Raw genomic sequence first — 12,128 nt, forward strand, 5'->3', positions numbered from 1 at the left:
TAGCCCACTTCCAGTGGTTTCTTTTAGTCGGCTTTAGCCGAAACCACCGAATTCCATTCGGCTTCAAACCTATGGACTTTCAGTCCATAGTCGTTTAGTTTATGAAATTTCCCCTGTACTTCTCGCTGGGCCTGGCCGCCGCCGCCGGCCCCGCCTTGGCGCAGCAGCTGCCCGTGCCCCTGGAAGAGGTGGCCTCGTTCGGCCGCCAGCAGCCGCTGGGCGTGGGCGTGTCGCACCAGGGGCGCGTGTTCGTCACGTTTTTGAAGAAGAAAACGAACTACGACTTTGCCCTCGTGGAGCTAGTGAACGGCCAGCGCCGCCCCTACCCCAACGCTGAGTGGAACCGCTGGGACTCGCTCCAGGCCCCCAACCGCTTTGTGAACGTGCAGGCCGCCGTGGTCGACGCCACTGATGCGCTGTGGGTGCTCGACCCCAGCAACCCCGGCGACGACGCGCCGCTCATCGCCGGCATTAAGCTGGTGAAAATCAACCTCACTACCAATAAAGTCGAGCGCATCTACCGCTTCGAGGACCTGCCCCGCGAGCGCACCGGCCTGAACGACGTGCGCGTGGACCCCAGCCGCCAAGTGGCGTACTTATCCGACCCCAAGCTGGCGGCTATCGTGGTGCTCGACCTGAAAACCGGCAAGAGCCGCCTGCTGCTGCAAGGCGACAAATCGGTGATGACGGAACAAGGCTTTGTTCTGCGCATCGACGGCAAAGAGGTGAAGGACAAGACGGGAAAACCATTCAGCAGCAACGTGAACGGTATTGCGCTGACGCCCGATTTCAAGTATCTATACTATCGGGCCATCAACCAAACCAAGCTCTACCGCATCGAAACCGAATACCTGCGCAACCCGGCCCTGCGCCCGGCCGAAGTAGCGGCGCACGTGGAAACGGTGGGCGAGGACGGCATTTCGCACGGCATGCTGGCCGACGACGCGGGCAATATTTACACCTCCGATTCGCCGAACCACGCCATCCAACGCGTGACGCCCGCCGGCCGCTTCGAAACCGTGGCCCACGACCCGCGCCTGCTCTGGCCCGACACGTTTGCCATGAGCCCCGGCGGTTACCTCTACCTCACGGCCACCCAAATCCACCGCCTGCCCAAGTGGAACAACGGCGAGGACAAAGTAGAATACCCCTTCCGCCTCTACCGCGTGAAACTGCCGCAATAGCCCGGACTGTAGCGCGGACTTTGTAGTCCGCAGCTCTCGCTTCGTCCTGCCGGTAATCGTGCGGCGACTGGGCAGCGCCGCGGACTACGAAGGCCGCGCTACAGCCACGCTACTGGTACTGGATGCTAACTACCTCCACCACTTCCGGCAGGGGCCCCAGCGGTAGCGTAGCCGTTTTGCCCAGCTTGGTGCCGATGATGGCCCGCGCAATGGGCGCCACAAAGCCCACCTTGCCCGCCGCCACATCGGCCTCATCCACGCCCACAATGGTGAAGGTGCGCTCGAAACCCACCCGGCCGCCGCTCACGGTGCGCAGCCGCACGGTGGCCCCGAAGCGTACTTCCTTGGCCGGTTGTCCCTGCAGATCAACCACTTTGGCGCTGCCGATGCGCTCGGCCAGCAGCGCCAGGCGGCCGTTGAGCAGCGAGAGGCGGTGGGTGCGGTCGGTGGCGGTGGCGTCGTGGTTGGCCGCAGCAGCGGCGTGCTCGGCTTCGAGGGCCGTGTGCTCGGTGCGCAGCTGCGCCAGGCCCTGGGGCGTGACGTAGTTGGACGTGCCCGGCGGCAGGGCGGCGCGGGGCGGCACAATGGGCGCGGCCTGAACGTCGTCTTCTTTGGTAAATGCGCGGCTCATGAGGGTTGAACGCAGCGGTTGGCATGGGGTTGCCGGCAACCATTGCGGGGCCCCGGGGGTTAATAGCCCCGGCCTACGCCGCTTGCCCAACTCTTCCCGTTGTTATGAACCCATCCCCGGTGGCCCTTTCGCCACTTGCTGAAAAATCCGCTGCCCCGCGCCTCGACAACGCGCTGGTCTGGCTCATGGCCCTCACCTGCGGCCTCGTGGTGGCCAACATCTACTATAACCAACCGCTGCTGGCCGCCATCGGCCGCACCTTTGGCGTCTCCGATAGCCAGGCCAGCCTCGTGGCCACGGCCACCCAGGTGGGCTACACGCTGGGCATCTTGCTGGTGGTGCCGCTCGGCGACATGTTGGAGCGCAAGCGCCTGATGCTGTTGCTGCTGGTGGGCGCGGCTGGCTGCCTGGGCCTGGTGGCTGGGGCCCCCAGCTTTGGCGTGCTGGCCGGGGCCAGCGTGCTGGTGGGCATCTGCTCGGCAGTGCCGCAGCTGCTGCTGCCCATGGCCGCCCACCTGGCCCCGGAGGAAAGCCGGGGCCGCATCGTGGGCCGCATCATGAGCGGCTTGCTCGTCGGCATCTTGCTCTCGCGCACGGCCAGCGGCTACGTGGGGGCCCACTTCGGCTGGCGCGTGGTGTTCGAGGGCGCGGCGGTGCTCATGGTGGCCCTCACGGCCCTGCTGGCCTGGCGCCTGCCCACCGACCGCCCCCACTTTGCGGGCACCTACGGCTCGCTCATGCGCTCCCTCATCACGCTGGCGCGCGAGCTGCCCGACCTGCGGCGCTCGGCGCTGGTGGGCGGCAGCGTGTTCGCCGCGTTCAGCGTGTTCTGGACGACGTTGGTGTTTTACCTCGGCAGCCCGGCCTACGGCTACGGCAGCGACGTGGCAGGCTTTTTTGGGCTGGTGGGGGCCGCCGGGGCCCTGGCCGCACCGCTGGCCGGCGGCCTCACCGACCGACGCGGGGCGGTGTACGCCGTCACGGCGGGGCTGGGGCTAGCCTTGGCTTCGTACCTGCTGCTGGGTGTGAGCGGCGGCTACCTGGCCGGGCTGGTGCTGGGCATTCTGCTGCTCGACGTGGGCGTGCAGTCGGTCCACATCTCCAACCAGACGCTCATCTTTTCGCTGCGCCCCGAGGCCCGCAGCCGCCTCAACACGGTGTACATGACCGGCTACTTCACTGGCGGCTCCCTGGGCTCCATCGCCGGCGGCCTGGCCTGGACGCACTTCGGCTGGGCCGGCGTGTGCCTAGTGGGCAGCGCCTTCGTAGCGTTGGCGTTGGCGCTGCACCGGTTTTATGGGCGGTAGGGTTATAATTTACGAAAGATGCTGCGTGAGTAAATCTTCGTACTGCGCAGCCCATTCGTCATAATCGCGGATACCGCGGAATGCATGGGCTACGATCATAAGCTTATCACAAAGCGGCTCAAACAAAGATGCTTGTATTCGGGAATCAAACCACGAGCGTAGCGGGCTAATATCCATCAGCACTATCATCGCCCAGTAGCGTACTTTCTCATTGGGGCTATCCAATTGTTTACCAAGCAAGTCAAGCACTTGTTTAGCAGCAAGAAATACGTTGCTATTACTCCTCAGTGATCCTGAATAGTTCGCCGCCGCCGCCGTATCAGGTGAAGCCGAAATAGCGGAGAGCAACGCCTCGATTCCGGGCTTGTCCAAAAGATTTAACGCTCGACCAGCCCGATCAACCACTGGCCCATCGTCTAACATCAGGCAAGTAAGTAACAAGGGAATAACTACGTCTGCATCATTCTGTAACTGAACTGCATAACGCTTAATTAGAATCTCCAGACAACAAAATAATATTCGATTATTACTCGATTCAGCTATAATCTCCAACAGTTCTGAATAGCGGTTATTGCCATCATCCAGCTGTTCCAAGGCTTGATGAAACTCATCTTGGCTGCCGTTCCCTACCAGCCAAAGTAACCCTCGCGTATCCATTACCCCAGCCGCCCAATGCACACCGCTAAACTGGTGCGCCAGTGCGGAATAGCCACGCCGAGCACCGTTTTGGCTTTGGTCTTGTCCATTACCGAATAGGCGGGGCGGGTGGCTTTGGTGGGGTACTCGGCGGTGCGGATGGGCACAGTCTTCACCAGTGTGCCGCTTAGCTCGAAGATGGCCGTGGCAAAGTCGTACCACGACGTTATGCCCTCGTTGCTATAGTGGTAAATGCCGTATTGCTGACTTTGCGACTCGATGATGGTGAGGATGCAACCGGCCAAATCGATGGCGTAACAGGGCGTGCCCGTTTGGTCCCAGATGACGCGCATTTCGTCGCGGTCCTGGCCCAGGCGCAGCATGGTTTTCACGAAATTGTTGGCGTATTCGGAGTACAGCCAGCTCGTGCGCAGGATGAAGAACTGGCTGGTGTGGGCCGGAATTACCTGCTCGCCTTCGAGCTTGGTGAGGCCATACACGCTGATGGGCTCAGCGGCGTCGGTTTCCACCAGGGGCGTGTTGCCGGTGCCAGCAAACACAAAATCGGTCGAAATCTGGATGAGCGTGGTGCTGTGTTCGCCGCACAAGCGGGCCAGGTTTTCCACCCCGTCGCGGTTGATTTTGCGGGCTAATTCCAGTTCGTCCTCGGCCTTGTCCACGGCCGTGTAAGCGGCGCAGTTGATGCAATAGGCTGGCTTATGCTCCGCAAATAGCGCCTGAAGGCCGCTCACGTCCAGAATGTTGGCCTGCGCCTCAGGCGGAAATACGATGCCCGGTATGTTCCGTTCCTGCGCTACGTGCGCCAGGCACTGCCCCAATTGCCCGGAGGCCCCAAAAACCAATATGCTGCCCATCAAATCGAATGTGAAAAGGTGTAGTGATGTGGAAGATGTGAGCCAAAACAAAGCACGGATAGCCTTTGCCGTCCTCACACCAACGCACAAAGTAACCGCGCCAGCGGCTTACTCCACGTCCAGCAGCGGGGGCCCCGGGGTGGGCGGACGCTTATTTTGGATGGGCTGGAAGGGCTGGGCGCGCGGCTGCTTCTCGCTCAGGTACTTCCAGTAGCGCAGGGGCATGTGGCGGCGGTGCAGCTTCAGGTTGCGGCGCTCGGGGATGTTCACGTGGTCGAAATACGCCTGCCACAGCACCTGGAACAGCGGCTCGCGCTCGTCGAGCACGGTGGCGGTCACGTCGGTGGCGCGCGCCGGGGCCCCGGTTTCTTCGAATTGCACAATATCGGTGCGCGTCAGGTCGTAGTAGAGGCCGTAGCGGCGACGGCGGTCGTAAATCAGCCAGCGCTGGTCGGCGTAGCGTTTGGTGAAGTGCGGGGCGATGAGCGGCAGCACGTCATAGTCGGGCTCGATGGTGGCGTGGAACAAGCCGTCGCCGGTTTTTTCGAATCGCACGAAGGCCTCCATCCGGTGCTTCTCGCGGAACATCTGCTGGGCCAGGCGCTGCACCCGGCGCACGGTGGCGTCGGTATAGTTTTCCGAGATGTCAGCTGCCGTGCGCAAGGCCAAGTCTACGTACCTGAAAATCAGCAATTCCCGTTCCGCATCTTCGCTCAAGAACACGTGGTAGAGGCGGGCGCGGGCCTCTTCAGTCATGGTGCGCAGCAGGCCGTCCCACACGCGGGTGGCCTGGGCTTCGTTGGTTTCACGGTGCGCCGGCTGGGCAAATAAGCCCGTCTGGGCCGTGGCTTCGGGCTGGATGGAGTTGGGCGCGGCGCGCCAGTCGTACACCGTGAAGAGCACCGTGAGCAGGCCCTCAAACGTGCCGTCGTAGGTGTAGTCGCGCGGGGCGGCGGTGAGGGCGGGGCCCCCACGGGGCGGGCCGCCGCGGGGCCCACGGCCGCCGGCCGGCGCAAAGACGGGAGCTTACTCATGCGGGCGTTTCGCGTAAAAATTCAATCAACAGTTGGTTCACCTGCGCCGCCTCTTCGTGCTGCACCCAGTGGCTGGCCTTAAGGTAGGTCAGCCGCCCATCGTCGCAAAACGCTAAGCTCTCCTGGGCCAGACCGGCGTTCAAAAAGGCATCGTGCCACCCCCAAATGATGTGCAGCGGCACCGCCACGCGCCCGGCCTGGCCCAGCCGCCGGCCAAATCGCGCGGCGGCCCGGTACCAATTAATCATGCTGCGCAGGGCCCCCGGCTGGGCCCAAGCCGCCTGATAAGCCACCAAATCCGCGTCGCTGAACGTGCCGGGGCGACTGGTACGCCGCAGAGCTTGGCGCGCCAACCACGCGCCGCGCAGCCGCGCCAGGGTTTCGGGCAGCCACGGCAGCTGGAAGAAGAACACGTACCAGCTCTTCAGCAGCTGCCGCGGCTGGCGGCGCAGGGCCCCGGCCAACGCCCGCGGGTGGGGCACGTTCAGCACCGCAGCGCGGCGGATGCGCGCAGGGAAATTGGCGGCCAGGTGCCAGGCCACGGCAGCACCCCAGTCGTGGCCCACCACGGCGGCGGTGTCGTAGCCGGCAGCGTCGAGCAGGCCCAGCACGTCAGCCGCCAGCTCATTGATGGCGTAAGCGCGCACGGGGTGGGGCTTGTCGCTGAGGTTGTAGCCGCGCTGGTCGGGGGCCCACACGCGGTAACCGGCGTCGGCCAGGGCCCCCAGCTGCTTCCGCCAAGCGTACCAAAACTCGGGGAAGCCGTGCAGCAGCACCACCAGAGGCCCGGCAGCGGGGCCGCACTGCACCACGTGCAGCGTCAGGCCGTTGGTGGGCACAAAGTGGTGTTCGAGCGGGCAGGCCATAGACGCATACCGCAGGCCGGGGCCCCGGGTTGCTGCTACGTGTTCGCGCCGTTGAACGGTCTGTAGCGCGGACTTTGTAGTCCGCGGCTCTGCACGGTCGCTGCACGGTTTATACCCTGCATTCACTGTCCGGTCGCCCAACGGTAATCGGCAGGACGAAGCGAGAGCCGTAGACTACAAAGTCCGCGCTACAGACCGTTCAACTGCGCGGACTCGCAGCGCCCACGCTACTTTAGGCAGCTTGCTGGTTTTCCTGGATCTGGCGGGCTTCGGCCTCGGCGCGGGCCATGCCGTGGAGCTGGCGCACCAGCGGCATCAACTCGCTGATGTGGCAGCAGCACGAGAGGCGCGGGGCTTTACCGCTGCCTTCGTAGGCGAAGCGGCGAACGACGTTTTGGCGGTGCGAAACTTTCATAACCAAGGCGTTAAGAGGCGGTATTGAAAAATTGATTAGCCAGCTTGGGCAAATAAATCGAGCTGCTGCGTGACCAAAGCAGAACGCACCGAGCCGGCACCGAACAGGATTTGGCGGCGCACCTGCTGCTCGGTCAGCTCGCCCAGGGCGGTGCGCTGCTCGCCGCGGCAGGTGAGGAAAAACTTGGCCCGCTTCAGCACCACGCCGAAGCTGTGCAGGTGCTCGGTGGTGAGCGGGGCGAAGCGCCGGGCCGCGATGATGCGCTTGGCAGACCGGGCCCCCACGCCGGGAATGCGCAGAATCATCTCAAAATCCGCCGTGTTCACGTCGATTGGGAACACGTGGCGGTTGCGCAGGGCCCAGGCCAGCTTAGGGTCAATTTCCAGGTCCAGGTGCGGGTGCGCGGGGTCGAGAATTTCGTCGGCCTGGAAGCCATAAAAGCGCATCAACCAGTCGGTTTGGTACAGGCGGTGCTCGCGAATGACGGGCGGCTGCATCACCTGCGGCAGGCGGGCGTCGTCGGTCACGGGCACGTAGCCCGAGTAGTACACGCGCTTCAGGCCGTAGCCCTGGTAGAGCGAGTCGGAGAGCTTGATGATTTGCAGATCGGTTTCGCCGCTGGCCCCCACGATGAGCTGCGTGGTTTGGCCCGCGGTGGCAAAGGCCGGCACCTTCTTGAACAGCGCCTTCTCCTCCTTATTCTGGATAATACCGTCCCGAATCTGGGCCATCGGGGTCAGAATCTCCTGGTAGCTTTTCTCCGGCGCCAGCGTTTGCAAGGCCAGCTCCGAGGGCAGCTCAATGTTCACGCTCAGGCGGTCGGCGTACAAGCCAGCTTCCTGAATCAGCTCCTCGGAGGCCCCAGGGATGGTTTTGACGTGGATGTAGCCGTTAAACTTGTGTTCGGTACGCAGCGTCTTCACAATGCGCACCAAGCGCTCCATCGTGTAGTCAGGGCTGCTGAAAATGCCGGAACTTAGGAACAGCCCTTCGATGTAGTTGCGGCGGTAGAAGTTGATGGTCAGGTCCACCACTTCGTCCACGGTGAAGGCGGCGCGCTTCACGTCGTTCGAGCGGCGCGACACGCAATAAGCACAGTCGAAGATGCAATGGTTGGTGAGCAGGATTTTGAGCAGGCTCACGCAGCGGCCGTCCTCGGTGTAGCTGTGGCAAATGCCCATGCCTTCGGCGTTGCCCAGGCCCTTACCTTCGTTTTTGCGCTTGCCGCCGCTGCTGCTGCACGAAGCATCGTACTTTGCGGCATCGGCTAATATGCTTAGTTTTTCCTGAATGCGTTCGTTCATCGGGAATGGCTGCTTTTCGGTGTTAAAAGTAGTGCAAATCCCGCTAACGGGCAATACCTATTAAGCTAATTTTTTTGGAAAAAGTTTCTTAGTATCCAGTAAAGGGCCCGGGGCCCTGCTAAAGCGGGGCCCTGCACTTTTCGTATCTTGCTTGTGGCTGTTCAAGGGGCCCCTTTATGTTATTGCGCTGCGCCGTCTTTCTTCTGTTGTTGCTGGGGCTGGGCGGCGCGGCGCGGGCGCAGTCGTTCGACCCGCGCTCGGCGGTGCCGCCCGACTCGCTGCGGACCGAGGCCGCCCTGCGCCGCGAGCAGCCCGATTCGCTGCGCCGCGACTTCGACGAGCAGCGCCTGCGCCTGAAATTGCAAGCCTATACCCGGCGCAAAACCATTGTGGGGCGCGCAGCGGCGGCGGCCCTGCGCCTCACCCGCCCCAAGGAAGAAAACGCGGGCCTCGACGCCGTGCTGCTCGACCGGCAGTTCGACCGGCACACGTTTAAGGTGGTGCGCCGCGTGACGGTGCGGCCCAACGATGCGTTCGGCTACAGCCTCACCGACTCCACGCGGCAGCCCCACTCGCTGCTCGACCGCACCGGCAACTGGGTGCACATCCGCACGGCGCCCTCGCGCATCCGGCAGGTGCTACTGTTCCGGCCGGGCCAGCGGCTGGCCCCCCAGGCCCTGGCCGAATCGGAGCGCCTGCTGCGCCAGACCGACGAAATCCTCGACGCCCGGGTGCTGGTGAACGAGCGCACCTCTACTGCTGACAGCATTGACATTGTGGTGATTACCACCGACGTGTTCAGCATCACGGGCAACTTTGAGCCCGGCGGGGCCGCCGCGGGCCGCGTCGACGTGGGCGACCAGAACTTCCTGGGCCTGGGCCACCACTTCAGCAACACCTACCAGTACGGGCGCAACCTCGACCAGCGCTGGCGCTACAGCGGCGACTACTCGGTACCGTTCCGGCACTTCTTTTTGGCCCAGGCGCGCTACAACAACGAGTTCCGCGACGAGCACGGCGGCGTGTCGCTCCAGCGCGACTTTTACTCCGTGAACACGCGCTACGCCGGGGCCCTGTCGATGGATTCCTACAACCAGCAAATCACGCTCACGGTGCAGCAGCCGGGCGAAATTCTGAACTACTACACCCTGCGCTACAACCGGCAAGACCTGTGGGTGGGCCGGTCGCTGCGCCTACGCTCCTACGACCTGGGCTACGAAAACCCGGGCCGCCTCATCGTGGCCACCCGCTTCACCCGCACCGACTACACCGTCAGCCCCAGCCCCGACTACCGCAACACCAACCTGATTCTGGGCACCGTGGGCTACTCGGTGCGGCGCTACTATAAGGACCGCTACTTGTTCGGTTTCGGCCGCACCGAGGACGTGCCCACCGGCACGCTGCTCAGCTTCACGGCCGGCCTCGACGCTAATGCGGTGGTGCCGCGCCGCTACTTTGACGTGCGCCTGGCAACGGCCGTTTTCAGCCAGCGCCACGGCTACTTGTTTGGCAATGTGGAGTTTGGCACCTTCCAGCGCCTGGCCAACCACCGCGTGTGGGAGCAGGGCCTGCTGAATGCCCAAACCACGTATTTCACCCGACTCTACCGCCTGGGCAACTACCAGTACCGCCACTTTTTGGGCACCACCACCACCGCGGGCTTCAACCGCCGGCCGGGCGAGCTGCTGCAGGGCATTTCCGACGAGCGGGGCATCCGGGGGTTTTCGCCGTCGGTACCCATCCTGGCCACCAGCCGCTTCGCCTTTAACTACGAAACCACGGTGTTCACGCCGCTCTCGCTGCTGGGCTTCCGGGTGGCGGGCGTAGCTTTTGCCGATGCGGCCTGGATCGGCGAAAAGGTGGGCGGCGGCTCACCCTTCGGCCACACGCCCTACACGGGCTTCGGCCTGGGCCTGCGCCTGCGCAACGAGTTCACGTCGCTGCGCACGTTCCAGATTTTACTGGGCTACTACCCCCGCGGCCTCGTGTCGGCCAACGGCCTGCGCGTGTTCGAAACCGCCCGCGAAACCGTTTCCTTCACCGATTTCGGCATTGGGGCCCCGGGCGTCACCATCTACCAGTAAGGCCCCCGGGCGCTGCGTCGCGGGGGCCCCAGGGAAACCGTTCGGGTTTCAACTGCGCAGGGCCCCAAGTGGGACGGTTTTAGCGTACCGGGCTGGCAGCGTTGCACAAAAAAAGGGCAAGCCGCCGCTTGCCCTTTTTTGGAGAATTGCCCACAGCTTTTGCCGGGGCAGGGCCAATAACTGGCCCCAAACCATATTTATCTTATAATCAGTTAAATACAGTAAATCAGTGCTGCGTGTCGAAATTGATGGGGATGGTGCAGGCCACGCGTACGGCCTGGCCCTGCTGACGGGCGGGGGCCCAGTTGGGCATCAGCCACACCAGGCGCAGGGCCTCCTCGTTCAGGCCGTAGCCGGGGCCCCGCACCACGTGGGCGTCGGTTACGCGGCCTTCGCGGTTCAGCACGAACGACACGTACACCCGGCCCGACACGTGCTGCCGCAGTGCGGCTTCGGGGTAGCGAATGTTCTTGGTGAGGTAAGTGGTCAGGGCCACATTGCCGCCGGTGAACGCGGGGCGGCTGTCGGTATTGACGTAGATGGAATCGGGCGAAACCACGGAGGCCGGGGCCAGGGCGTCGCCGCCGCCGGCGTGCGCGCCGGTCGTTAGAATGCCCTGGGCTTGCACGCGCCCCACGCCGATTAACAACACGGCTACCAGAAACAGAAATTGGGTAAAGTTTTTCATGTTAATAGTATTTTGTAGTGAATAACTTGGTTTGGCTTAAAGGCCCTATGTTCAAATATACAGCACGTTACGTTGATGTATGCAAGTAAAATATTAATTATTTTATTGTCCATTTTGGTCTTCGAAAATTGCACTTGCACCGGCCGTAGCTTTGCACTTCCGGCGGGCCAGGCCCGCTTCTTTTTGCTTTTCTTATGAACCTCGGCGATTACAACGACCTCGAAGTAGCCCGCGAAACCAGCGTCGGCCTCTACCTCACTTCCGACGACGGCGACTTGCTACTGCCCAACAAGTACATCCCCGAAGGCACGCGCGTGGGCGACGTGCTGCGCGTGTTTGTGTACCGCGACTCGGAGGACCGCCTGATTGCCACCACCCTGCGGCCGCTGGCACTGGTCAACTCCTTCGCCGCCATGGCCGTGCGCGACCACGGCCCCGCCGGCTCGTTCCTCGAATGGGGCCTGGAAAAAGACCTGCTCTTGCCCTTCCCCAACCAGCGCCGCGACCTGCGCGTGGGCGAGCGGGTGTTCGTGTTCGTGTACCTGGACGAGGAAAGTGACCGGCTGGTGGCTTCGGCCAAGTGGAAGAAGTTCCTGTCGTCCGAGCCGTTCGCCGGCCAGCCCGGCGACGCCGTGCGCCTGATGGTGGCCGACGAAACCGAGCTGGGCTACCCCGTTATCGTGAACGGCACGCACCAGGGCCTGCTGTTCCACAACGAGGTGTTCCGGCCCCTGCGGCTGGGCGAAACCATTCCGGGCTTCTTGCGCCAGGTGCGGGCCGACGGCAAGCTCGACGTGCGCCTCCAGCGCGAGGGCTACGGCGAGGTCGAAACCGCCGCCGCTACGCTGCTGGCGGCCCTGCGCGGGGCCCCCGGCGGCCAGCTGCCCATCGGCGACAAGAGCGAGGCCGACGACGTGTACCGCCGCGTGGGCATGAGCAAAAAGGTCTTCAAAAAAGCCCTGGGGGCCCTGTTCAAGCAAGGCGCCGTGGAGCTGGCCCCGCTCGAAACCCGCCTGCGCGCCTAAAGCAGTTTCCCAATTAGGAATGTAAAACGGAGTGGCACTCCGTTTCCGTGCGAACGGAGGCAATAAACCGAAGACGCAA

General features: G+C 63.3%; 12 protein-coding genes. 4 read left to right on the forward strand and 8 right to left on the reverse strand.

The window, feature by feature from the left end; translation table 11 throughout:
* Positions 1-101 precede the first annotated feature (101 nt).
* The gene (locus BEN49_RS20945; RefSeq protein ID WP_070746368.1) at positions 102-1,184 is read left to right on the forward strand and encodes an SMP-30/gluconolactonase/LRE family protein; all 1,083 of its coding nucleotides are present in this window, start codon (positions 102-104) and stop codon (positions 1,182-1,184) included.
* Positions 1,185-1,293: 109 nt separating this feature from the next.
* Here the strand turns inward: BEN49_RS20945 and BEN49_RS20950 are convergent, their stop codons facing one another.
* Positions 1,294-1,815 (reverse strand): GreA/GreB family elongation factor, encoded by a 522-nt coding sequence (locus tag BEN49_RS20950; protein WP_070746369.1) that lies wholly within the window; start codon positions 1,813-1,815, stop codon positions 1,294-1,296.
* A gap of 104 nt (positions 1,816-1,919) precedes the next feature.
* Here BEN49_RS20950 and BEN49_RS20955 point away from each other — a divergent pair, with 104 nt between their 5' ends.
* The gene (locus BEN49_RS20955; RefSeq protein ID WP_070746370.1) at positions 1,920-3,122 is read left to right on the forward strand and encodes an MFS transporter; all 1,203 of its coding nucleotides are present in this window, start codon (positions 1,920-1,922) and stop codon (positions 3,120-3,122) included.
* 9 nt (positions 3,123-3,131) lie between these two features.
* On the opposite strand, the gene BEN49_RS20960 is transcribed toward BEN49_RS20955, so the two are convergent.
* From BEN49_RS20960 to BEN49_RS20985, 6 genes are all read right to left on the reverse strand, one after another.
* Positions 3,132-3,779: a hypothetical protein gene (locus BEN49_RS20960; RefSeq protein ID WP_070746371.1), complete on the reverse strand. Its 648-nt coding sequence runs from the start codon at positions 3,777-3,779 to the stop codon at positions 3,132-3,134.
* Positions 3,779-4,633: a dTDP-4-dehydrorhamnose reductase gene (gene rfbD, locus BEN49_RS20965; protein ID WP_070746372.1), complete on the reverse strand. Its 855-nt coding sequence runs from the start codon at positions 4,631-4,633 to the stop codon at positions 3,779-3,781. Before rfbD ends, BEN49_RS20960 begins: the two co-directional genes overlap by 1 nt.
* Before the next feature lie 108 nt (positions 4,634-4,741).
* Complete coding sequence (locus BEN49_RS20970; RefSeq protein WP_070746373.1) at positions 4,742-5,536, reverse strand: TIGR03915 family putative DNA repair protein; 795 nt, start codon at positions 5,534-5,536, stop codon at positions 4,742-4,744.
* A gap of 127 nt (positions 5,537-5,663) precedes the next feature.
* Positions 5,664-6,533 carry an alpha/beta fold hydrolase gene (locus tag BEN49_RS20975; RefSeq protein WP_070746374.1) on the reverse strand — a complete coding sequence of 290 codons (870 nt, stop codon included), beginning with the start codon at positions 6,531-6,533 and terminating at the stop codon, positions 5,664-5,666.
* Positions 6,534-6,765: 232 nt separating this feature from the next.
* Positions 6,766-6,948, reverse strand: coding sequence for a hypothetical protein (locus tag BEN49_RS20980; protein ID WP_070746375.1), 183 nt, complete (start codon positions 6,946-6,948; stop codon positions 6,766-6,768).
* A gap of 35 nt (positions 6,949-6,983) precedes the next feature.
* Positions 6,984-8,252, reverse strand: coding sequence for a putative DNA modification/repair radical SAM protein (locus tag BEN49_RS20985; RefSeq protein WP_070746376.1), 1,269 nt, complete (start codon positions 8,250-8,252; stop codon positions 6,984-6,986).
* Between the two features lie 206 nt (positions 8,253-8,458).
* Here BEN49_RS20985 and BEN49_RS20990 point away from each other — a divergent pair, with 206 nt between their 5' ends.
* Positions 8,459-10,336 (forward strand): BamA/TamA family outer membrane protein, encoded by a 1,878-nt coding sequence (locus tag BEN49_RS20990; protein WP_070746377.1) that lies wholly within the window; start codon positions 8,459-8,461, stop codon positions 10,334-10,336.
* A 226-nt stretch (positions 10,337-10,562) separates the two neighbouring features.
* Here the strand turns inward: BEN49_RS20990 and BEN49_RS20995 are convergent, their stop codons facing one another.
* Complete coding sequence (locus BEN49_RS20995; RefSeq protein ID WP_070746378.1) at positions 10,563-11,024, reverse strand: energy transducer TonB; 462 nt, start codon at positions 11,022-11,024, stop codon at positions 10,563-10,565.
* A 194-nt stretch (positions 11,025-11,218) separates the two neighbouring features.
* On the opposite strand from BEN49_RS20995, the gene BEN49_RS21000 reads away from it, so the two are divergent.
* Positions 11,219-12,049 carry a CvfB family protein gene (locus BEN49_RS21000; protein ID WP_070746379.1) on the forward strand — a complete coding sequence of 277 codons (831 nt, stop codon included), beginning with the start codon at positions 11,219-11,221 and terminating at the stop codon, positions 12,047-12,049.
* The last annotated feature ends 79 nt before the right edge of the window (positions 12,050-12,128 follow it).

It is taken from the genome of Hymenobacter coccineus (genome assembly GCF_001816125.1).
GTDB classification, from domain to species: Bacteria; Bacteroidota; Bacteroidia; order Cytophagales; family Hymenobacteraceae; genus Hymenobacter; species Hymenobacter coccineus.